Below are 25,520 nucleotides of genomic sequence, written 5' to 3'. Positions count from 1 at the left end.
GTCGTTTCTTCATAAAAGGGAGAAATGGCTTTCTTTTTTAATATGTTCTGAGCTTTCCTGCATACAAGTAAATTTATTAATAAAAAACATGTAATTGTTTTAGTGGTATATCGTTTTTAAATCGTCATTATATAAATAACAACAAAGTAGTACACATATTAAAAAGAACTAATAATAATGAATATTACCGTTTTTAGAGTTTATCAACTAAATTTATTAACCGCTATTTCTATGTATATGAAAAGCTTATTTTATTTATTCCTATCTATTGTAGGTGTGTGGCTTTTTTCGTCTTGCTCAGATGATTTTCTGGGTGAGACAGAAACCACGGACTTAGATCAGGCAACCGTATTCGCTGATAGTACTTATACGGCAGATTTCTTAAACCAGATTTATGTGGATATTGGTTTTGATATCCAACATAATCGGTATAAAGATCAGTATAATGATCATGGAGGATTGCAGACTAGTTGTGATGAAGCTGCGTATAAAGCTAGTACCGGGCTTACGACAGATGTAATGTTCGCTACTGGAACAGTCAATCCTGTTACTATTTCTGAGGACGATGTTTGGAGAATTGCATATCGAAATATTCGTCGAGTAAATGTGTTTTTTAAATATGCAGATGGATCCCGAATGGCTGAAGCGGCAAAGGAAGAGTATAAAGCAGAAGCACGCTTTTTGCGTGCTTGGTATTATGCAATGCTATTAAGACATTATGGTGGTGTGGCTTTAATTGGTGATGATGTTTATGAAACTGTAGAAGAAGCAATCAAGGAGCGTAACTCTTATGCGGATTGCGTTGAGTATATTGTGGATGAAGCTAATAAAGCTGCAGAAACATTGCCAGTTGAAAGAAGTGGAAACAAATTTGGACGTGTAACCCGAGGAGCTTGTAAAGCCTTAATTTCACGTGTACGTTTGTACGCTGCTAGCAAATTATTCAACGGTAGTGATTTTGCGCCTACTGATTTTCCGAAAGAATTGTTAGGGTATCCTACTTATGATAAGGAGCGTTGGAAGATAGCTGTAGATGCTGCCCTTGATGTGATAAAGATGAAGCAGTATGATTTGTACATCCGTAATGAAGATGAGAATAATGAGGCTTATCCGGGATGGGGATATTATGCACAGTTGTTACCTGCTGATTATTATGGAAAAGTGGGAACGGAGGTTTATTGCGGTACAATCTTTGAAAAGAAAGCAGGAGCTAGTATAGATACAAACCGATGGTTTGCTCCTCCTAGTACAGGAGGAAATGGTATTGGAGGGTATGTTTATCATGATTTGGCTGAACTTTTCCCAATGGCAGATGGCACACCGACTAAGGATAGTCCAGATTATGACCCTACGAATCCTGCTAACAAACGTGACCCTCGTTTCATGTTCACTGTTACTTATGATGGATGCATAATGAAGAGTAATATGCAGGATACTGAAATTAATATATCTGTGGGAACACAACAGGACGCTATCTATCGAGGGACTCCGACAGGGTATTATACACATAAATTCTTGAAATTTGGTTCAATGGCAAATCAAATGCTTTATGGAGGTTCGCAAGCACGACCATTGATGCGTTATACTGAAATTTTGCTGAATTATGCAGAAGCTGCTAATGAATATTATGGACCTGATCATAAAGATGTACTAGGAGATCAAGAAATTAGCCCGTATATTGTATTGAGAAAGATACGTGAGTGTGCTGGCATAGAGCCTGGCGAGGATGGAACATATGGAATTGAAAATAATATGAGTCAGGCTGATATGACAGAAGCTATCCGGTTGGAACGTCGGTTGGATTTAGCGTTTGAAGGACATCGTTTCTTTGATGTACGTCGTTGGATGATTGCTGAAGATACAGATAATAGGATGATGCATGGTTTTGAAATCACAAGAAATGGTGAGCAGAAGACAGGAAGAATCATTGATACTCGTCAGCATACCTTCCGTAAAGCGATGTATTTTTATCCAATACCTTATAAAGAGACTGTGAAATCACCGGATTTGTTGCAGAATCCTTATTATGAATAGGAATGATTGTTATATTAAAAATAAGAAATATGAGATTTAAAATACAAACTACGGTTTTACTTTTCGTCTTATTAGGTATTGTGAGTGCTTGCAATACATTTAAAGATGAAATAACTCCTGATTCTTATATGGAAGTACCAAAGCAGTTAGATGGGAAGTGGCAATTAAAAACTGTTATACGCAATGGAACGGATATATCTGAAGTGATGGACTTTAGTCAGTTTCGTCTGATTATGAATAAAGATAATACATATAATATTGAAAACTATCTCCCTTTTTTAGTAAAGAAAAATGGTACATGGAGAATTGATAATTTGACATATCCTTTTTTCTTAACTTTTCAGGAGGAAGGTGCTGAAAGAGAAGCAATAACTGAAATCACTTACCCGATTGTACAAGGGAAACGCCATATAACCCTTACAATTAGTCCGGGATGCTCGAGCAACTCTTATGTTTATTCTTTTGAAAAAATAGAAGAATGATTTAAAAAGAAAAGCTTATGAAATATTATTTTAAAAAACATAGAATAAAAATCTCTTTTTTGTTGGTACTTTCCTTAATAGTCTTTGGATGTTCCTTTTTGATTAAGGAGGTAAATGTTAGACAAGAGAACGAGGCTGGAGAGATGGTTGCCTATATTAAGGCTGGTGAAATTGCAACTTTTACGTTTAGTGGAGAAATAAACATCGATGGTGATGCAAGCAATGAAACGTTTATTGTTGGATTCTTGGCTCCAAGAAGTTGGAATGTACGTCAGAATGCAACTGTGACATACAGAGAAGATAGGTATGAAACGGAAGTGGATCACAAAATGACAGTAATTCCGGATACTGAACAGCCTGCAAATTATAAAGGTATGAGTTGGTCAGCGGCATTGAAAAAAAAATATGGTGTACGAGGCAATGTCTTGAACGATATGGAATGGATTGCATTTAAATCAGATAACTATTCTAGTGTAAATGGAACAATACATTATACAGTAACAATTAAGTGTAATTCAGGAAAAAGTAACTTAAAATTCCGACCAAGTTTTTTTATCAATCACTCTAGTGATGGGATTGGAGGAGACGAGGCTCATTATTCTGTTAAGGATGCTGATGATTGCTTTGAAGTGGTAGAAGGATCAGGTACTGTGATTGATTTTTGTTCTACGCACTATTATCAAATTGAACCTTTGTCTGCTTTACAAGATGATTATGTAACATTCACTTTTCAAGGGGATATTAATACCAATGAATTGATAAAAGCTGAGAATGTGTATATAGAAGCTACTGCTTATACGATAGAAGGAAAGATATATACAGTCAATGAAAAGAGTGCGAAAACACTGATGAAAAGAGAAACGAAATTGCCAAGATATAATGTAACTCTTTGGCCTGGTGGATTTTTTAACATTCCGGACGGTGAAACAATTTCTCGTATAGAGTATATTTTCACAAATGAAGATGGAACAGTATCTATTTCCCAGTCAGATGACAGTAGAGATAATGAAGGAGAAGAGGTAGAAGAAGGAATAAAAGAGCCTTTCGTATTTGAGTTTCAATGTGAATAGAGTTTAACCTTAAAAAAAGATTATATGCGTAATATTTTGAATAAAAGAAATAGTCGGTACTGTTTCACATGGTTTGTAATGTGGCTACTATTTGGCTTGGGACATTTGAATGCGGTGGCTCAAGAAGCAGGAGGAACGGCTAATATTACAGGTAAGGTAATCGATCAATATGGCAATCCTGTCTCGGGTGTTGTAATCACGATGAAGAATACTGATTTTAAGACTGTGACAGGTGATGATGGAGCTTTTGAATTTCAGTATAAGAAGGGCGATATGCTTCGTTTTTCTCATCCAGGTTTTTTACATAAGGAGATTAAGGTGAACAAGCTAAGAAATCTGGAACGTATTTTTAAAGTAACGTTGACAGAAGAGTTCGTGAAATTTCCAGATGTAATAAATGGACCTTATGATACGAAAGATAAAGCAAGCTATTTAGGTTCAGCTGCTACGGTTTATACAGATCAGGTTAGTTCATTGATGGGAACTACTATTCTTCCTTCATTACAAGGGCGTTTACTAGGATTAGATATTGTACGTACTCGTGGTGCACGTAAGAGTCAAATTGAATCCAGTTCTTCTGGAACCATCTTTAACTTTAATAGCCCTACATTGGGTAAAGAGGCATATAGTGATAATACGGAATTTAATGTTCTATCACGCCACAATGCACCGGTGGTGGTAGTGGATGGTGTGCAAAGAGAATTGTATTCTATCGATCCTGATGCTATTGAATCGGTATCAATTCAGAAGGATGCTTTGTCATCTATGTTTTTGGGGATGCGCAGTTCTCGTGGTGCATTAGTAATTACTACTAAAGATCCTATCAAACAGGGATTTCAGTTATCGTTTACTGGACGGTTTGGTGTGCAGAGTTCTGTGAAAAAACTAAATCCGCTGTCTACTTCTCAATATGCTTATTTATTGAATGAGGCGTTGCTGAATGATGGTAAAAATCCCTTTTATTCTTATGATGACTTTATTAAGTTTCGTGATCATTCCAGCCCGTATACACATCCAAGTGTGAATTGGTGTGATGAACTGATGAACAAAAATTCGACTACTCAGTCTTATAATTTGAATGCTACAGGTGGTAACAAGTACGCACAATATTTTATTAGTGTAGGCTATGTAGGTGAAAATGGATTATTTAAAAATCCAGGTGGAGATGCTCACGATACAAATATGACATTTGATCGTTATATGATTTCTTCTAAAGTGAACATCAATATAACTGATGATTTGATTGCAAAAGTTACTTTGATGGGACGTATAGAAGAAGGTACCCAACCAGGAGGGACTGGAAATGGGTATGATGATATTCTCAGTTCAATTTATTCTACTCCAAGTAATGCATATCCTGTGACAAATCCGGATGGATCATGGGGAGGTAGTCAGTCGTTCAATAATAATTTGCTATCGCAGACTATTAACTCTGGTTATATAACAGATGGGGCTCGGGATGTATTGGGAGCTATTAATTTGCGCTATGATTTTGGCAAGTTAGTTAAAGGCTTGTCTGTTCGTATGGTAGGTAGTGTAACTTCTCAGAATCGTTCGACTACGAAACGAACAAAAACTTCTGAAGTTTTTGATTATACTATTGATAAGGATGGCAATGACGTTTATACTCGGTATGGAGAAAAGAAAACGCAATCAAATTCATTTAGTTCTGTGTCTACCTATCGGCAGATGTATGGTCAACTTGCTGTTGATTATGAACGTCAATTTGATAAGCACAAATTTAAGGCCAGTGTTCTAGGAGATACGCGAAATACTCTTACTAACTGGGATCTTCCTGAATATCCATCAAATATTATAGGTGATGTCTCTTATGATTATGCGGGGCGATATTTTGCACAGGTAGCATTAAGTGAAAGTTATTACAATCGTTATGCTCCAGGCAGAAGGTGGGGAACCTTTTATGCTTTCGGTTTAGGATGGGATATCAGCAAAGAGAATTTTATGGAAAACTGTGAGTGGCTGAATCAACTAAAGATACGCGGTGTGTATGGTAAAACAGGTAATGGTATGAACAATGCTGGGTACTATACGTATTATCAGACTTATTCCTCAGGAGGTGATGATTATCGGTTGGGGACTAATTTAGGACAAAGTTCAGGAAGTTTTACAGAAAAAGATAAACTGGCGAATTTATATCAAACGTGGGAAAAAGGTAATAAACTGAATATTGGTGTAGATATAGCTTTGTTTAACAATAAATTACAGGTAACTGCTGATTATTTTAATGATAAATATTATGACTTGTTGCAGGCTCGTGGAAAAAGTATCGAACTAATTGGCCAGAATTATCCAGATGAAAATATTGCTAAAGAACGTTGGTATGGAGGTGAATTCTCAATTACCTATCAAGATCACGTTGGCGATTTTAATTATTATGCATCTGCTAACTGGAGTTGTGAGCAAAGTAAAGTGTTATATAAAGACGAACAAAAAGTGCCTTATGAATATCTGCGTACTACAGGTAAACCCAAAGGGGCAATCTTCGGTTTGGTGGCAGAAGGTTTTTTCACTTCTCAAGACGAAATTACAAAGAGTCCTGTAATTGAAGGATTTAACAATATTCAGCCTGGTGATATCAAGTACAAAGATCAGAATAACGATGGAGTTATCAATGACTTTGATAAGGTAATGATTGGTGGCGATAAACCACTCTCTTATTTTGGTATTGATTTAGGTTTCGAATGGCGTGGATTAGAATTCTCAATGTTTTGGCAAGGAGTGTACAATAAAGATGTTTTAATGAGTGATTGGAATTTATTGGAAGGTTTTCAAACTCAAGGACAAGTTTATGGACAGGCATATGAAAACATGTTAGATCGATGGACTCCAGAAACTGCTGCTACAGCAACTTTCCCGAGGTTGAGTGCTGGTGGTAATAAGTATAATCAAGGTAATGGCTGGGGGTCTTCTTTTTGGTTACGTTCCGGTAATTATATTCGGTTGAAAAATGTTAGTTTAGGATATAACTTACCTGATTCATTCTGTCGTAATTATTTAGGTGGAGCACGTGTGAAGGTTTTCGTAAGTGGACAAAACTTATTCACAAAAGCTGCTAATGAACTCGTTGACCCCGAAGTTAGCTTCGGTAACTATCCGCTACAACGTTGCATCAGCACAGGTATTAATGTTAAATTCTAATATACTATGATATCTATGATACGAAATAAATATTTGACGCTAATCGGAGCTGGATTGTTGTTTACAGCTGTATCCTGTACCGATGGGTATGAACCAGAGCCAGTTGAACTGGTATCAATTGATTTTGTATTTTCAAAAACCGATTCTCTTGGTACGAATGCGGTAAAGTTTATGAATAATATTTATGCTACGTTGCAAAACGGGCACAATCGTGTAGGAAGTGATTATTTAGATGCTGCGTCTGATGATGCTATATCTATAAATGTTTCTGACCCGGATGTTTATAAGTTGGCAATGGGACGGTATACTGCGAGTACACGTGTTGAATCGGACATGCGATGGAAAGAGTATTATTCAGGAATCCGTAAGGCAAACATTCTAATTAATCATATTGATGTTGTCCCTTTTATGCTGACTTATAAGAACGCAAAGGGAGAAACAAAACCATTGAATGTTACAATGAAAGCAGAAGCGCGTTTCTTGAGAGCTTATTTCTATTTCGAATTAGTGAAACGCTATGGTGGTGTTCCTTTGATGGGGGATGATGTACATATATTGGGTGATGATATGGAGATCCCAAGAAATACTTTTGAGCAATGTGTACAGTATATTTGTGATGAATTAGATGATATTAAAGATGATTTGCGTACCAATCCAATGCCTGATTTTGAACAATATGCACATACTCCTACTCGTGAGGCTTGTCTAGCTTTAAAGTCTCGAGTGCTATTATATGCAGCGAGTCCTTTATTTAATGAACGTCCTATTGAGATTGGTAATGAATTGATAGGCTATGCTTCTTATGATAGAGAGCGTTGGAATGATGCGGCTAAAGCTGCCAAGACATTTATTGATGAGTACGGTCCGAATGGTAATGGGGCATATGGTTTAACACAGTCTACATCTGATGGCGATAATCGGGATTTTCGTGACGTCTTTTTAGGTTTTTATAATAAGACTAATAATCCTGAAGTCATCTTTTATCGTCCGGGGGGTGAAGATAAGTCTATAGAAAGCAATAATGGGCCTTTAGGATTTTCTGGTGACAATTTAGGTAAAGGACGTACGCTTCCAACTCAAAATTTGGTAGACGCTTTCCCTATGAAGGATGGTATGTTTGCTGGACAAGGTAGTAAATATACTCTTAATCAGAGTAATCCATATGAAAACCGTGATCCGCGTTTGGATTATACAATACTGCATCATGGGTCATCTTGGTTGAATAATACGCTTGATATTTCAATCGGAGGAGTTAATAATCCATCTAACTCTGCTGAATATTCTAAGACGGGTTATTATATGTGTAAGTTTATGGGTAAATTCGGTGAAGAGTCTCAATATGGGAATAAGATACATCTTTGGGTTATGTTTCGTTATGCAGAGATGTTGTTGAATTATGCAGAGGCAATGAATGAGTACCTTTCTTCTCCTTCTCAGGATGTGTACGATGCTATCATTGCATTACGGGCACGTGCTGGTATTGAAGCAGGTAATGATGAATCTCCTTATGGGCTTAAGAAAAATATGACACAGGCAGAGATGCGTGAAGTGATTCAAAACGAACGGCGTATTGAAATGGCATTTGAAGAACAACGATATTGGGATATTCGCAGATGGAGAATTGCTGAAGAGATATTTAAGAATCCTTTGGAAGGTTTGGAGATTAGGGTAAAAGGAAATACTACGAGTTTCAATGAAGTGGATGTCCTAAGTACGACGTTTGATGTGAAACGCTATTTATATCCGATCCCATATAATGAGGTAGTTAAGAATGATAACATGATTCAAAATCCGAAGTGGTAATATTATGAAAAGACTATTATTAATATTAGTATGTATAAGCCTTTTTATGTCGGCGTTCGGTCAATCGTTCGTTTTGAAGGGAATTGTCTCTTCAGCCGACGGTGAGTTGTTGCCGGGGGTAAATGTAAAAATACAAGGTACAACAGTGGGTACAATTACCGATATTGACGGTAATTTCCAATTAAATGTAAACAAAGGTGCTGTATTGGAGTTTTCTTATATCGGTTTTAAGAAACAAAGCATTAAAGTAAATAGTCAGCAAATGCTGAATGTAGAATTGGCTCCTGATCAAACAAATTTGGATGAAGTCGTTGTCGTTGGTTATGGTAAGGCTAAGCGTATAACGTTGACAGGTGCAGTTAGTGGAATACAGGCACGTGAGATTCGTAATGTTCCAACTAGTAGTGTACAGAATGCTTTGACAGGAAAGCTGCCGGGTTTTTTTAGTCAGCAACAGTCTGGGCAACCTGGTAAAGATGCTTCCGACTTCTTTATCCGCGGTGTCAGTTCTTTGAATAATGATGGTAACAAACCGTTGATTATGGTGGATGACATGCAGTATACTTATGAACAGTTGTCTCAAATTAATGTCAACGAAATTGAAAGTATATCAATATTGAAGGATGCTTCTACTACGGCCATCTATGGTATCAAAGGTGCTAATGGTGTATTAGTAGTAAAAACACGTCGTGGGGAGCAAGGTAAACCGAAAATTAATGTACGTTTGGAAACAGGTATGCAAACCCCAGTTCGTACGCCTAAATTTCTGAACGCTTACGAATCTTTACAATTAGTAAAGGAAGCACATACGAATGATGGTACTTTGTCTGATTTCCCGTATACTGAAGACGATATGATCGCTTTCAGAGATCATACTGATCCTTATGGGCATCCTGATGTCAATTGGTATGATGAGATTTTTAAGAAAATGGCATTTCAGGAGAACATAAATGTTGATGTCTCAGGTGGTTCTAAGAAATTGAGATATTTTGTTTCTGCGGGATATTTTACTCAGAATGGCTTGGTAAAAGACTTTGGGGGGAATTCTGGTGATGGTGTGAATCCTAATTATTCCTATCGTCGTTTCAACTATCGCACTAATCTTGATTTTGATGTGACTGATAACTTCAATATGCGTTTAGATGTTTCTTCGCGCTTCATGGATATCAATGAACCGTACAATATGAATGTAACAGGTGAGCTTTATGATTTCTCTAAGATGCACCCTTATTCGGCTCCACTTTTGAATCCGGATGGTTCATTTGCTTATTTATATGATACGCAAGATAGAAAACCGACATTGAACGCACGGTTGGCAAATGAAGGATATAAACGTACTAGACGTAATGATAATAATATTTTGTATGGTGCAACATGGAAGATGGACTTCGTAACGCCAGGGCTTGCAGCTGATTTTCAATTGGCATATTCCAGTAGTGATGAAAATTATCGTGCAGTGATGCGTACACGATATCCGACTTATCATTACGATTCTACAACAGGTTTGTATAATATCAATCCGAATGGAGTCTATGATTATGAGCAGTATTTTGTATATAACAGTACAGATAAAGCTATCAAAGATTTGAATATCAAAGCATCTTTGAAATATGCCCATGTTTTCAATAATGCACATGATGTAAATGTTATGTTTTTGTACAATCGTCAGAGTACAACAAATGAAAAGGATGCAGCTGTTCCCAATAATTTCGAAGGTTATACGATGCAGCTAGGCTATAAATATAAAAATAAATATTTGGTAGATTTGAACATGGCATATAATGGGACCGATCGTTTTGGTAAAGATAACAATTTCGGATTCTTTCCAGCATTGGCTATAGGTTATGCTATCTCTCAAGAAGACTTTTTCAAGAATGTAGACTGGTTGGGAAGGAATGTGCAGTTATTGAAGTTTAGAACTTCTTATGGTCTTGTAGGGTCAGATGTAGCAAGCGGCGATCGTTATCTGTATCGGCAGGTATATAAAACAGGTGATTCTTATGCTTTTGGTGAAGGTAACAACTTTGGTGTTAGTGGCATTAAAGAAGGTGATTTAGGAAATTTAAATGTAACGTGGGAGAAAGCGAGAAAGTTTAATGTTGGTGTAGATATGAATTTGTTTGATAAATTCTCCTTGACTTTCGACTGGTTTATAGATAAACGTTATGATCAGCTAGTTACTAGAAATGATATTCCGGACATATTAGGTATCGGCTTGTCTCCTGAAAATGTAGCAGAAACTACCAATAAAGGTTTTGATGGACAGATTGGTTATCAAGACCGTTTTGGTAACTTCAACTTTAATACCAATTTTGTATTTGGTTATGCTAAAAATCGAGTCGATTATAAAGCTGAGGCTCAACAGAAATATGAATGGTTGAGAGAAACGGGTAGACAGATTGGGCAGCCTTTTGGTTATCATTGGATTGGCTATTATACACCGGAAGATATTGAAAAGATTAATTCTGGTGCTGCGGACGCTCCGGCTAAACCTGATATTGCTGTGCAGGCAGGTGACTTAAAGTATGCAGATTTGAATGGTGATGGTACTATCAATGATTTTGATAAACGTGCTATTGGTAAACCGAACTTACCTACTACAACATTGGGGTGGACGATTGGAGGAAGTTGGAAAGGGTTTAGTATCAGTGTATTATTCCAAGGATCGTTTGATTATAGTTTTGCTATCAATGGAACAGGGATTGAGTCTGGTAAGAGTCAGTTCCAGCCACTTCACCAAAAGCGTTGGACACAGGAACGTTATGAAAATGGAGAAAGTATTGAGTTCCCACGTTTGACAATGCAAGATGGTACAATAAACAGTGCTTCTGCTTATAATTCGGATTTTTGGCTGATTAATGCATGGTATATTCGTTTGAAGACTGTTGACTTGGGTTATCAACTTCCCAAGACAGCATTACCTAAGTTCTTAGACAATGTCCGTTTTTATGTAAATGCTTATAACTTACTGACTTTTACCGGTTATGATAAATATCAGCAAGACCCTGAAATTAAGACCAATACAGCAGGTGATGCTTATATGAATCAGCGTGTTATAAACTTTGGAGTTCAGTTGGGCTTCTAGTAAATAAGTAGAGCTTAGATAAAAAGAGAATAATGTTTGCTATAAAAACATTATTCTCTTTTACTTTTTTAAGGAGTAAGTTTAGTGGTTATTGTATATTTGTTCGTCATAAAATAAATTGAAACATTGTATACTATAAAAAAGTAGTTAATATGAATAAGAATCTTGCAATCTCTCTATTCTTTCTATTAGGGAGTGCTACACTCTCTGCACAAGTGAAATTGCTTCCGATATTTTCGGATAATATGGTGTTGCAGCAACAAACGCAAGCCCCTATCTGGGGCGAGTCTAAGCCTAATAAGAAAGTAGAAATTACGACTTCATGGGATCAGAAGAAATATACTATTCAAGCTGATGAACAAGGAAAATGGAGTACGAAAGTTGCTACCCCAGTAGCGGGTGGCCCTTATAATATTACAATTTCTGATGGTAAAAAGGTGAAACTTTCTAATGTAATGATTGGTGAAGTCTGGATATGTTCCGGACAATCCAACATGGAAATGCAGGTAGAAGGTTGGGGCAAGGTGAAGAACTATGAACAGGAGAAAGAAGAGGCAAATAATTATCCTAATATTCGTTTCTTACTGGTAGAAAATGCGATGAGTCCTACACCTGTTGAGAATATTACAGCAAAAGAGAATGGTTGGCAAGTGTGTACATCAAAGAGTGTAGCGGACTTTTCTGCAGCAGGTTACTTCTTTGGACGTGATTTAAATAAATACCGTAATGTGCCAATCGGGTTGGTTGATACATCTTGGGGAGGAACAATCATAGAAACATGGACCAGTAACGAGGCGTTAGCCACTATACCGAGTATGAAGAAAAGACTCGAAGCATTGGTCGGTTTGCCTGCATCTCAGGAAGGACGCAAGAAAAAGTTTGAAGAAGATGTTGAGACTTGGAAATCTGAAGTTGAAAGAATTGACAAGGGGTGTGTTAATGGGGAGGTTATATGGGCAGCTCCTGATTTTAACGATGCGGCATGGAAATCTATGAAAGTTCCAGGTTTGATGCAAGAACAAGATTTACCAGGATTTAGTGGGCTTGTTTGGTTTAGGAAAACAATTGATATCCCGGCTGGTTGGGCAGGAAAAGACTTGATCTTGAATTTAGGTGTTATTGATGATAATGATTTTACTTATTTCAATGGTATACAGATAGGACATACAGAAGGATGGATGGCACCTAGAAGCTATAAGATTCCGAAAGAACTTGTGAAGAAGGGAAAAGCGGTGATTGCTGTACGTGTAATGGATACTGGTGGTACTGGTGGTATCAATGGAAGTCCTGAAAGTATTTCACTTCATCTTTCCGATGCAGAAGCTATCCAGTTGGCTGGTAATTGGAAATATCAGGTTTCTTTAGATATGAGAGAGGTTGCACCAATGCCTGTTGATATGTCATGGAATCCAAATTCTCCTACTTTCTTATTTAATGCTATGCTTAATCCACTGATTCCCTATGCTATCAAAGGAGTCATCTGGTATCAGGGAGAATCAAATGCGGGAGAGGCTTTTCAGTATCGTGATTTAATGCCGTTGATGATTACTGATTGGAGAAATCGCTGGGGATATGATTTCCCTTTCTATATGGTGCAGTTAGCTAGTTTTACAGCGAAACAAACAGCTCCTGTTGAATCTACTTGGGCGGAATTGAGAGAAGCTCAAACTCGGACTTTACATTTGCAAAATACAGGTATGGCTGTGGCAATTGATATAGGTGAGGAGTTTGATATTCATCCGAAGAACAAGCAAGAAGTGGGTAGACGCTTGGCATTAGCGGCCCGGGCGCAGACTTATGGCGAGAAGATTCCTTATTCCGGTCCGATATATAAATCTTATAAGATTGAAGGAAATAAAATTCGTATCTTCTTTGATCATATTGATGGTGGTCTGAAGACGGCGAATGGCGAAATGCCGAAAGGATTTACCATTGCTGGTGTAGACCATAAATTTCATTGGGCAGATGCTGTGATCGAAGGAAATACAGTTGTTGTTTCCTCATCTGAAGTTACCCTCCCGGTTGCAGTACGTTATGCATGGGCTGATTATCCGATATGCAATATGTATAACGGTGCGGATCTGCCAATGTCTCCTTTCCGTACTGATGATTGGAAAGGTATTACTTATGTCAATAAATAGTAAGTCTTTATTTAATTAATATATTCAATAATAAACCATGAAGAAACTAGTTTATTTAATTATCTTCTTTTTGTATTCGACTGTGATGAATGCTCAGCTAAAAGATCTGGTACAGTATGTGAATACGCTACAAGGTACCGATTCTAATTTTGGTTTGAGCTACGGTAATACTTATCCTACTACAGGTATGCCTTATGGTATGCATATGTGGTCTGCGCAAACAGGTAAAAATGGGGATGGATTTAAGTATATGTATGCTGTTGATAAGATTCGTGCTTTTAGCCAATCACATCAATGTAGTCCTTGGGTGAGTGATTATGCTGTATATTCTTTCATGCCGATGGTAGGGGAGCTGGTTGTAAATCAAGATGCTCGTGCTACCAAGTTTAGTCACGATAATGAGATAGCTAAACCTCATTATTATAAAGTAACATTCGATAATGGCATTACTACTGAAATGGCTCCGACTACCCGTGGTGTACATTTACGTTTTTCCTATCCTACTACGGGAGATGCTTATTTGGTACTTGACGGATATACGGATATGAGTGAAATCAAAATTGATCCGGCTAAGAGACAAATCTCCGGTTGGGTAAATAATCAACGTTTTGTGAACGATTCAAAATCATTCCGTAACTATTTTGTTGTTCAATTTGATAAACCTTTCGAAGATTACGGCGTATGGGAAAACCAAAAGGATGAAGTGTTTCCACAGAAATTAGATGGAGCAGGTAAAGGATATGGTGCATTTATTAAATTTAAAAAAGGCTCGAAGGTTCAGGCTAAAGCAGCTTCCTCATACATAAGTGCAGAGCAGGCTCTGATAACTTTAAATAAAGAACTCGGTAAAGATAAGAATCTGGAAGTAACGAAAGCACGCGGTCAGAAGACTTGGAATGAAGTATTGAATAGAATTGTAGTTGAAGGATGTACGGACGAACAGATGAAGACTTTCTACTCTTGTCTTTTCCGTGCTAATTTATTCTCTCGCAAATTTTATGAACGCAAAGAAAATGGTGAACCATATTATTATAGCCCATATAATGGTAAAATTTATGATGGTTACATGTATACTGATAATGGATTTTGGGATACATTCCGTTCTCAATTCCCTTTGACAAATATTTTGCATCCAACAATGCAGGGACGTTATATGAATGCTCTTTTGGCAGCCCAGGAACAATGCGGCTGGTTGCCTTCATGGTCTTCCCCGGGTGAAACAGGAGGAATGTTAGGAAATCATTCTATTTCATTGCTGGCAGATGCATGGGCAAAAGGAATTCGTGATTTTGATCCTGAAAAAGCACTGAAGGCTTATGCGCATGAAGCAATGAATAAAGGTCCTTGGGGTGGTGCTAACGGACGTGGATTCTGGAAAGAATATTTCCAGTTAGGATATGTTCCTTATCCTGAATCAATGGGTTCTAGTGCACAAACTATGGAATATGCATATGATGATTTCTGCGGATATCAACTTGCTAAAATGGTTGGAAATAAACATTACCAAGAAGTATTTGCCCGTCAGATGTACAACTATAAAAATGTCTTTGATAAGTCTATCGGATTTATGCGTGGAAAGGGTGTTGATGGTAAATGGCAGGAACCATTCGATCCACTGGAATGGGGGGGGCCTTTCTGTGAAGGAAATGCATGGCATTATACATGGTCAGTGTTCCATGATGTACAAGGCTTGATTGACTTGTTTGGAAGTGATGAAAAGTTTACTACTAAAATAGATTCTGTATTTACTATTCCTAACATAATTAAACCGGGCACTTATGGTGGAGTTATTCATGAAATGAAAGAAATGGAGTTGGCTAATATGGGACAATATGCACACGGAAATCAACCGATTCAACACATGCCTTATTTGTATTGCTATGCAGGTCAGCCGTGGAAAACTCAATATTGGGTACGTCAGATTGTTGAGAGATTATATAATTCAACAGAAAAAGGTTATCCGGGTGATGAAGACCAAGGCGGTATGTCTTCATGGTATATTCTGAGCTCATTGGGTATATATGCTGTTTGCCCGGGTACAGATGAATATGTGATTGGCAGCCCATTATTTAAGAAGGCTACCATAACTATGGAAAATGGCAATAAGTTTGTGATTGAAGCACCAGAAAATAGTAAAGAAAATTTATATATACAATCAGCTACTTTGAATGGCAGACTTTTAGATAAAAACTATATCCATTATGATGATATAGCAGAAGGAGGAGTCTTGAAATTTGAAATGGGAAGCCAGCCTAATAAAGAAAGATGTACTTCGAAGTATGCTGCGCCTTTCTCTTTGTCTAAAGAATAAAGAATCAAAGAATAAAGTTCAATAATACGATCGATTTTATCCGAATAGCGAAACAGGGTACTATTAGTGGTATTCCTGTTTCTTATTCGAAATAGACTCTACTAAAAGAACATCCGGAATGAAACATAAATTCTTATTTATTTTATTATTCTCTCTTGTTTTAGAAGGAATGGTTACAACACAAGCTGTGGCTGGTGACTATGTCCATCAAGTCAATACGTTGATTGGAACAAAAGGTACCGGACTGACTTCCGGATATCTTTATCCGGGAGCAACTTATCCTTATGGGATGGTACAATTTACTCCATCTTATTTTTCCAAAAGGTCGGGATTCGTTATCAATCAGTTGAGTGGTGGTGGTTGTGAACATATGGGAAATTTTCCCACTTTCCCTGTGAAGGGAAAACTGAAAATGTCACCTGATAACATCCTCAACTATCGTATAAATGTATCTGAAGAAAAAGGACATGCCGGTTATTATGAGGCTATGGTGCAAGAGGATATCAAGGCAAAACTGACAGTGACCGAGCGAACGGGGATGGCTAGTTATGAATATCCGGCAGATCAACAGTATGGTACAATAATCATTGGTGGAGGTATTTCTGCAACTCCTATTGAACAAGCGGCAATTGTTATTACTGCCCCGAATAAGTGTGAAGGTTATGCAGAAGGAGGAAATTTCTGTGGGCTCCGTACTCCGTATAAAGTCTATTTTGTAGCAGAGTTTGATACTGATGCTTTTGAAACCGGTACATGGAAGAGAGAAGAATTGATGCCAAATACAACTTTTGCAGAAGGTGAGTATTCTGGTGTATACTTTACTTTTGATGTAAACAAAAAGAAGAATATTCAATATAAGATTGGAGTTTCTTATGTTTCAGTAGAAAATGCACGTGAAAATTTGAAAGCCGAAAATGCAGAATGGGATTTCCAAAAGATACAGAATCAGGCGGAGGCAAAATGGAATCATTATTTGGGTATGATTGAAGTGGAGGGCACCAATCCCGATCGTACGACCCAATTCTATACACATTTATATCGTTCTTTCATTCACCCGAATGTTTGTAGCGATGTGAATGGGGAATATATGGGAGCGGATTTCAGAGTGCATAAGTCACGTTCTAAACACTATACTTCTTTTAGTAATTGGGATACGTATCGTACACAAATTCAATTATTATCCATGCTTGATCCGGAGGTAGCTTCCGATATTGTTGTTTCCCATCAATTGTTTGCAGAACAGTCCGGTGGCTCTTTTCCTCGTTGGGTGATGGCTAATATTGAAACAGGGGTAATGCAGGGAGATCCGACTCCTATTCTGATTGCTAATGCCTATGCTTTCGGAGCTCGTAATTATGATCCGAAACCTATCTTTAAGATTATGAGAAAAGGAGCGGAGGAACCGGGTTCTAAGTCGCAAGATGTGGAGACTCGCCCGGGATTGAAGCAATATTTGGATAAGGGTTATTATAATGCATCTATTCAATTGGAGTATACCTCAGCAGATTTTGCTATCGGACAGTTTGCATTGCATGCAGTGGGAGATGAATTTGCCAGTTGGCGTTATTTCCATTTTGCCCGTTCATGGAAGAATTTGTATAATCCGGACACAGGTTGGCTACAATCACGTAATCCGGACGGATCGTGGAAATCTCTTGGTGAAGATTTCCGTGAATCTACTTATAAAAATTATTTTTGGATGGTACCTTATGATATTGCTGGTCTGGTAGAAATAATAGGTGGTAAGGAAAAAGCCGAGAAACGGTTGGATGAATTCTTTACGCGCCTGGATGCCGGATATAACGATGCATGGTTTGCTTCCGGTAATGAGCCGAGTTTCCACATACCTTGGATATATAATTGGATTGGTCGTCCATACAAAACACAGGAAATCATTAATCGTGTGTTGAATGAGCAATATTCAAGTAAGATAGATGGTCTCCCGGGAAATGACGATTTAGGCACAATGGGTGCTTGGTATGTGTTTGCCTGTATCGGGCTTTATCCGGAAATTCCGGGTGTGGGGGGATTTACGGTAAATACTCCAATCTTTTCATCTGTCAAGGTACATTTGAAAAAAGGTGATATTGTGATAAAGGGAGGTTCAGAAAAGGACATCTATATCAAATCCATGAAACTAAACGGAAAATCATATGAAAGTACATGGATAGACTGGGACCAGCTCAACAGCGGAGCTACTATCGAATACAGTACTTCGGGTAAACCGGACATGAAGTGGGGAGCAAAGGTCGTTCCACCATCTTTTCCTTAATTAATGAATTATTATAAAGAACAATCATGAAAAGAAAATTTCAACATATAGCTTATTTACTGATGGTTGCAGCAGTGATTACTTCCTGTGGAGAGAAGAAGCAAACATCCGAATTCCCCGATTGGGCATGGGCGGATTTTCAACGTCCGGAAGGTATTAACCCAATTGTCTCTCCTGATACCACTACTGTTTTTTATTGCCCAATGAGGCAGGATTCGGTAGCATGGGAATCTAGTGATACTTTTAATCCGGCTGCTACAATTTATGATGGTAAAGTGGTTGTGCTTTACCGGGCAGAAGATAATTCGGCGGTAGGAATTGGTTCACGCACTTCTCGCTTAGGGTATGCTTATTCTGATGATGGTTTGCATTTTAACCGGATGACTGTTCCTGTATTTTATCCGGCAGATGATAACCAGAAAGAATTGGAATGGCCAGGGGGATGTGAAGATCCGCGAGTTGCTGTGACAGAGGATGGCCTTTATGTAATGCTTTATACACAATGGAATCGTAAGCAGGCCCGTCTTGCCGTAGCTACTTCTCGTGATCTTCAGATATGGGAAAAATATGGTCCGGCTTTTGCAAAAGCATATGGCGGACGTTTTTTTGATGAATTTTCCAAATCTGCTTCTATTGTCACAAAATTGGTAGATGGCAAACAAGTGATTGCTAAAATTGATGGAAAATATTGGATGTATTGGGGAGAAAAATTTGTAAACGTAGCTACTTCCACGGATTTGATTAATTGGGAACCAATGCTTGATGAAAAAGGAGACTTTCTGAAAGTAATTACTCCTCGTGAAGGTAAATTTGATAGTGACCTGACAGAGTGTGGTCCACCTGCAATCATGACTGATAAAGGTATTTTATTGCTTTATAATGGTAAGAATAAGTCAGGTGCAGAGGGGGATACATTGTATACTGCTAATTCTTATTGTGCCGGGCAAGCATTATTTGATGCTAAAGATCCGACTAAATTGATTGACCAATTGGATAAACCATTCTATATTCCGGAATCAGATTTTGAGAAGAGCGGACAATATCCCGCGGGAACAGTATTTATAGAAGGTTTAGTATTCCATAATCAGAAATGGTACTTATATTATGGTTGTGCAGATTCACGTGTAGCAGTTGCTGTGTATGATTCTTTTAAGAAATAAAATGCAATGAAAAAGATAGGACTCTTTTTGTTTGGTATTTGTTTTGTATTGCAAATGGTGGCACAAGAACACAACTACTTCACAAATCCTGTTATTCGGGGAGATGTACCCGATCCTTCCGTCATTCGGATTGAAGATACATATTATGCTACGGGTACCTCTTCGGAATGGGCACCTTTTTATCCAATGTTTACCTCCAAGGATCTGGTAAACTGGAAACAGGTAGGGCATGTTTTTACCAAGCAACCGTCCTGGACTTCTAATTCATTTTGGGCACCAGAATTGTTTTATCATAATAATAAAGTTTATTGTTATTATACCGCCCGCCAAAAAAGTACTGGAATATCATATATTGGAGTAGCTACGTCTGATTCTCCTTTACATGAATTTACCGATCATGGTCCGATTGTAGAGTATGGAAAGGAAGCTATCGATGCATTTATTTATGATGATAACGGGCAATTGTATATCAGTTGGAAAGCTTATGGTTTGGATACGCGTCCGATAGAATTGTTAGGATGTAAACTGTCCGCTGATGGTTTGCATTTGGATGGTGAACCTTTTACTCTTTTAGTAGATGAAAAGGGAATCGGTATGGAAGGACAGTACCATTTTAAAAAAGGCGACTACTATTATATAGTATACGCTGCCCATGGATGTTGTGGTCCTTCTAGTGACTATGATGTATATGTAGCACGTGCAAGGAATTATGGTGGACCTTATGAAAAATATTCTGGAAACCCCATTCTTCATGGCGGAGAAGGAGATTATAAATCATGTGGTCATGGTACTGTGGTGAGAACATCTGATGGTCGTATGTTTTATATGTGTCACGCTTATTTGAAGGGAGATGGTTTCTTTATCGGGCGTCAACCGATTTTGCAAGAAATGGAAATGACGGATGATCATTGGGTGCGTTTCAAGACTGGGAATTTGGCTATAGCTGAACAGCCTGTACCTTTTGTCGGTACAAAGCAAGAGCCTCTTTCGGATTTTGAAGATAATTTTAAGGGGAATCAATTGAAAGTTGATTGGACGTGGAATTATCCTTATTCAGATATACACGCTGTGCTAAAGAAAGGAAAGTTATTTTTATCCGGTACTCCAAAGAATAACAATAAATATGGTACAGCATTATGTTTACGTCCTCAATCTCCACAGTATAGCTGTGAGACGAAAGTAATAAACACAGGCAAAGGACTGAAAGGATTGACCTTGTATGGCGATGATAAAAACCTGATTGCTTGGGGAATTGAAGGAGATAAACTTATTTTGAAAGTGGTGAAAGACGATATTGAGTCAGTACTTTATGATTCAGCTTTTGCAAGTAAAGAGATATATTTGAAATTGGAAGTTGAACAGGGGTGTATATTCCACTTTTATAAAAGTCTGGATGGAAAAACATGGCAATCTGTGCAGAATACCCCTTTCAAGGGTAAATCCTTGATTCGTTGGGATAGAGTGCAGCGTCCGGGATTACTACATTATGGAGATAAGGATGTACCGGCAGAGTTTTCTTATTTTAAAATGAAGAATTTAAAATAAAAAGAAAGTAGATGGTGATAAAATTTTTAGTTTATACTATTAAATTATCCCTCATAGTAGATTAACAGTATTTGTAAAATATAGATTGATAAAATGAAAAAGTTTTTAGTATTAGTTGCAGCAGTTTGCATGGCGTATACTACTGCGTTTGCTCAGACTGTGAAACCTTTTAAGGAAGGTGACAGAGCTGTGTTTTTAGGAAATAGTATTACGGATGGTGGTCGTTACCATTCATTTATCTGGTTGTATTACATGACCCGTTTCCCGAATATGCCTATTCGCATATTCAATGGAGGTATCGGAGGTGATACAGCGTATGATATGAATAAACGTTTGGATGGCGACATTTTTAGCAAAAATCCTACTGTATTGATGGTAACTTTCGGTATGAATGATTCCGGTTATTATGAATATAATGGTGATAATGCGAAAGAATTTGGTGAACAGAAGTATCAGGAAAGCATCAAAAACTTCCAGCAGATGGAAAAACGCTTCAAGGAGTTGCCACATACTCGTATTGTAATGACGGGAACTTCTCCTTATGACGAAACTGCGCAAATAAAGGACAATACGGTCTTTAAGAAAAAAAATGAGACTATTAAGAGAATCATAGAATATCAAAGAGAATCTGCTGCAAGAAATGGTTGGGAATTCACAGATTGGAATGCACCTATGGTAGCTATAAATCAGGAACTTCAACAAAAAGATCCTAGTTTTACTCTTTGTGGTAACGATCGTATCCATCCGGACAATGACGGTCATATGGTGATGGCTTATCTTTTCCTGAAAGCACAAGGTTTTGCTGGTAAAGATGTGGCCAACATGGAAATCAATGCGAATAAGAAACAAGCAGTGAAGGCAGAAGGTTGTACCATCTCGAATATTAAGAAGATAGGCAAAGATATTAGTTTTGATTATCTGGCAGAGGCATTGCCTTATCCTTTGGATACTATTGCACGTGGTTGGGGATCTAAGAAGAGTCAGGCAGAAGTTATAAAAGAAGTTCCTTTTATGGAAGAAATGAACACAGAATTGCTGAAAGTTACCGGTTTGAAGGGGCAATATAAACTGTTGATTGACAATCAGGAAATAGGAACCTGGGATGCTGCTGATTTGGCAAAGGGTATAAACTTGGCTGCAGAATCTAAAACTCCACAATACCAGCAGGCATTAGCTATCATGCACCTCAATGAGTACCGTTGGGAACTTGAAAGAACATTTAGAGAATATGCGTGGTGTCAGTTTGGTTTCTTCCAACAAAAAGGTTTATTGTTTGCTAATGGCAGAAAGGCTATTGAAGTGATGGATGAAAATGTAGAGAAGAACATGTGGTTGAAGGGACGTCGAGATCTTTATTCAAAGATGATGTTTAAAGAGATTCGTGATGCACGTGAACAAGAGATGGATGTTCTGGTTTCCAAGATTTACGAAATCAACAAACCAGTAGTAAGAAAGATTGTTCTGAGAAAGATATAATATTGGCTTTAGATAAGTTAGTAAAGGTTTGAATTGGTGTATTGTGGTGCCGGCTAATAGTCGGCACCTTTTTTATATATGATGTTCAATTAATTCTTTTTCCAAAAGTCGGAACTGAACAGCAGCAATACCGTAAATAGCTCCAGACGTCCGAGAAGCATCAGAAAGGAGAGTAGCCATTTGGCTGCATCAGGCAATTCACTCCACGAGAAGGCTGGGCCACACGTGCCGAGTCCCGGTCCCATGTTACCGATGCTTGATATGACTGTTCCGATTGATTCAAGGAATCCTACTCCGAATCCCATCATAATAAGTATGCTGACAATAGCGATAACTGCATATAAGAATGTGAAAGCCAGTACGGTGGACTGGATAGAAGGGGAGATAACCTGTTTATTCACTCGTACGGGTAATACAGCATTGGGGTGCAGAATATGTTTAAACTCATTCTTGGCAACCTTGAAGAGAATGACCATGCGGATACATTTGATACCGCCTGTCGTACTACCTGCACAAGCCCCTATTATCATAACGATAAGAAGACAGCCCCAAAGAATAGAAGGCCAGAGCATATAGTCAGCAGTAGCAAAACCGGTGGAAGTCTGCAGTGATATAACTTGAAACAGAGACTTTCGGAATGCCTCTTCTGCTCCCATCGAACTGGTCTGATAAAGCCAGACAGCAATGAAAATTGTGAAAAAAGCAACAGATATGAAATAGAACTTCAGTTCGGCATCATGAATGAACTTCTTTATTTTTCCGTTGAACATCAACAATAATAAAGTGAAATTGACTCCCGATAGAAACATGAAAATAGATATCACATAATCTATGTAAGGCGAGTGATAATATTCAATGCTTGTTTGTTTAGTAGAGAATCCGCCAGTACTGGTAGTAGTAAAAGCATGGCAGATGCTGTCGAAAAGCCCCATCCCTCCAAATACCAGTAAGATAATCAGTGTTCCGGTCATTCCGGCATAGATTCCCCAGATCCATTTGGCAGTAACTCCGATACGTGGGTGTACTTTGTCGTGAGTAGGACCGCTGGCTTCGGCTGCAAATACCTGGATACCTCCCATACCAAAAATCGGAAGAACAGCAATCGTAAAGAACACAATTCCCAAACCACCTATCCATTGTGTCATTGCCCGCCAGGAGAGGATGCCGTGAGGCATTGATTCTATATTGTTCATGATGGTGGCACCTGTACTGCTAAATCCGGACATAGTCTCGAAGAAGGCATCAGTAACATTTGGAATATAACCACCTATATAATAAGGCAACATTCCAAAAAGAGAGAATGCGATCCAGGCTACACTGACAATAACATATCCGTCGCGACGGTTGAGTGATTTCTCAGCCCCTCTTCCGATAGCGAGCATAATCACCCCTACGAAGGCTGTGATAGCTGATGAAAGCAGGAAACTATTTAAGTCGTCTTCCTTATAGAATAGTGAAACGCCACCACAACACATTAACATAGCTGTTTCTATCAGTAACAGAAACCCCATGATGCGATATATCATCTTCGAATTAATCATAAACAGTCTGTTTTAGGTATTAAGTATTATGCGCCAAGTATAAGCGGCTACGGTTAGTACCTAATACTTAATACCTGATACTTAACACCTAATACTTGCTAATTAAAGAACTTTTCAATTTTCTTGATCATCATACTCAGACAGAATACAACAACATGATCTCCGGGACGAATCAGCGTATCTCCCGTTACGAGCACTCCTTCGCCATTACGGATCATTCCTCCGATGGTCGTTCCTTTAGGCAATCCCAAGTCCTTGATTAAATTTCTGGTAATCTTTGCTCCGGCGGGCACGGTAAACTCAGCTACATCGGCATTGGCGAATGTCAGACACTTCACATTGGATACATCGGCATCCAGCATCATCTGATAAATATGGCTGGCAGCAATCATCTTTTTATTGATGACGGTGCCGATATCAAGGCTTTCTGCCATGCCGATATAATCGATGTTCTCTACTTCCGCTACCGTCTTTTCCACTCCCATTCGTTTGGCGGCGAGGCAGGCGAGGATATTCGTTTCCGAATTGTCCGTTAAAGCGACAAATGCTTCGGTATTCTTTAATCCTTCTTCGATGAGAAGGTCCATGTCCCGGCCATCCCCGTTGATTATCATTGTTTTATCGTCCAATAATTCAGTCAGTCGGTTGCAGCGGTTGATATCATTATCTACGATTTTCACTTGCATATAATCCGGCACGTACTGGGCGGTACGGACAGCAATACGGCTTCCGCCCATGATCATAACGTTGCGTACATCGGCATAGTCCTCTTTACCGGCTATTTTTCGGATATAAGGAATATATTTTCGTGTAGTAGTGAAATAAACAATATCATGTAGTTTGATAACATCATCTCCGCGTGGAATGATGGTTTCCGTACCTCGTTTGATGGCTACCACGTGGTAGGGAATATCGGGTGCACCCAGTTCATGAAGAGGAATATTCAATATTTCTGCTTTTTCGCGCATCTTGGTACCGATCAGTATCAAGGCACCTCCACAGAACTCCCACCATTGACGTACCCAGCTCATGCGCATGGAAGATACGATTTCCTTGGCAGCCAGCATTTCCGGATAAATCAGCGAATGTACACCCAGCTTTTGGAAAAATTCCTTGTTTTTGGGTAGAAGATACTCGTAATTGTCGATGCGGGCGACCGTCTTTTTAGCTCCCAGATTCGTGGCTAGCATACAGGCAGTCATATTCTGGCTTTCGTTGGGAGTGACTGCGATGAACAAATCCGCCTCTTTCACACCTACCTCTTTCAGTCCCGAGATGGAAGAAGGAGAAGCTGTGACTGTCAGCAAATCGAAGTTGGCGCTAAGAGCACTTAGTTTTTCTTCGTCATCGTCCATCAGGATAATGTCCTGTTTTTCTCGTGACAATAATTTAGCCAGATGGGTGCCTACATTGCCGGCACCTGCGATAATTATCTTCATTT

Annotated in this window: 14 protein-coding genes; 12 read left to right on the top strand and 2 right to left on the bottom strand. The window is 38.4% G+C overall.

The window, feature by feature from the left end; translation table 11 throughout:
• The first annotated feature begins 177 nt into the window (after positions 1–177).
• The 12 genes from BLW31_RS00615 to BLW31_RS00560 all read left to right on the top strand — a co-directional run bounded on the left by BLW31_RS00615 (position 178) and on the right by BLW31_RS00560 (position 22,538).
• Positions 178–2,034: a RagB/SusD family nutrient uptake outer membrane protein gene (locus BLW31_RS00615; RefSeq protein WP_022301540.1), complete on the top strand. Its 1,857-nt coding sequence runs from the start codon at positions 178–180 to the stop codon at positions 2,032–2,034.
• 29 nt (positions 2,035–2,063) lie between these two features.
• The gene (locus BLW31_RS00610) at positions 2,064–2,516 is read left to right on the top strand and encodes a DUF5004 domain-containing protein (protein WP_010536676.1); all 453 of its coding nucleotides are present in this window, start codon (positions 2,064–2,066) and stop codon (positions 2,514–2,516) included.
• 17 nt (positions 2,517–2,533) lie between these two features.
• Positions 2,534–3,586 carry a DUF4961 domain-containing protein gene (locus BLW31_RS00605; RefSeq protein ID WP_010536677.1) on the top strand — a complete coding sequence of 351 codons (1,053 nt, stop codon included), beginning with the start codon at positions 2,534–2,536 and terminating at the stop codon, positions 3,584–3,586.
• A gap of 24 nt (positions 3,587–3,610) precedes the next feature.
• Entirely contained in the window at positions 3,611–6,745 is a 3,135-nt protein-coding gene (locus BLW31_RS00600) for a SusC/RagA family TonB-linked outer membrane protein (protein WP_010536678.1), read from the top strand.
• A 6-nt stretch (positions 6,746–6,751) separates the two neighbouring features.
• The gene (locus tag BLW31_RS00595; protein ID WP_022301539.1) at positions 6,752–8,548 is read left to right on the top strand and encodes a RagB/SusD family nutrient uptake outer membrane protein; all 1,797 of its coding nucleotides are present in this window, start codon (positions 6,752–6,754) and stop codon (positions 8,546–8,548) included.
• Between the two features lie 4 nt (positions 8,549–8,552).
• Positions 8,553–11,633 carry a SusC/RagA family TonB-linked outer membrane protein gene (locus BLW31_RS00590; protein ID WP_029425302.1) on the top strand — a complete coding sequence of 1,027 codons (3,081 nt, stop codon included), beginning with the start codon at positions 8,553–8,555 and terminating at the stop codon, positions 11,631–11,633.
• Positions 11,634–11,785: 152 nt separating this feature from the next.
• Positions 11,786–13,774 (top strand): sialate O-acetylesterase, encoded by a 1,989-nt coding sequence (locus tag BLW31_RS00585; RefSeq protein ID WP_010536681.1) that lies wholly within the window; start codon positions 11,786–11,788, stop codon positions 13,772–13,774.
• Between the two features lie 37 nt (positions 13,775–13,811).
• The gene (locus BLW31_RS00580) at positions 13,812–16,085 is read left to right on the top strand and encodes a GH92 family glycosyl hydrolase (protein ID WP_008764319.1); all 2,274 of its coding nucleotides are present in this window, start codon (positions 13,812–13,814) and stop codon (positions 16,083–16,085) included.
• Between the two features lie 118 nt (positions 16,086–16,203).
• Entirely contained in the window at positions 16,204–18,357 is a 2,154-nt protein-coding gene (locus tag BLW31_RS00575) for a GH92 family glycosyl hydrolase (RefSeq protein WP_010536682.1), read from the top strand.
• Positions 18,358–18,383: 26 nt separating this feature from the next.
• Entirely contained in the window at positions 18,384–19,517 is a 1,134-nt protein-coding gene (locus tag BLW31_RS00570; protein ID WP_010536683.1) for a beta-1,2-mannosidase, read from the top strand.
• A 6-nt stretch (positions 19,518–19,523) separates the two neighbouring features.
• Positions 19,524–21,062: a family 43 glycosylhydrolase gene (locus BLW31_RS00565; protein ID WP_010536684.1), complete on the top strand. Its 1,539-nt coding sequence runs from the start codon at positions 19,524–19,526 to the stop codon at positions 21,060–21,062.
• 93 nt (positions 21,063–21,155) lie between these two features.
• Positions 21,156–22,538, top strand: coding sequence for an SGNH/GDSL hydrolase family protein (locus BLW31_RS00560; protein ID WP_010536685.1), 1,383 nt, complete (start codon positions 21,156–21,158; stop codon positions 22,536–22,538).
• 89 nt (positions 22,539–22,627) lie between these two features.
• On the opposite strand, the gene BLW31_RS00555 is transcribed toward BLW31_RS00560, so the two are convergent.
• Complete coding sequence (locus BLW31_RS00555; RefSeq protein WP_010536686.1) at positions 22,628–24,079, bottom strand: TrkH family potassium uptake protein; 1,452 nt, start codon at positions 24,077–24,079, stop codon at positions 22,628–22,630.
• A gap of 98 nt (positions 24,080–24,177) precedes the next feature.
• The gene (trkA, locus tag BLW31_RS00550) at positions 24,178–25,518 is read right to left on the bottom strand and encodes a Trk system potassium transporter TrkA (protein ID WP_010536687.1); all 1,341 of its coding nucleotides are present in this window, start codon (positions 25,516–25,518) and stop codon (positions 24,178–24,180) included.
• Positions 25,519–25,520: the final 2 nt, after the last annotated feature.

Source organism: Bacteroides faecis MAJ27, assembly GCF_900106755.1.
Taxonomy (GTDB): Bacteria; Bacteroidota; Bacteroidia; order Bacteroidales; family Bacteroidaceae; genus Bacteroides; species Bacteroides faecis.
The sequence above is the reverse complement of the archived record's forward strand: the minus strand, read 5'-3'. Positions and strand labels throughout refer to the sequence as shown.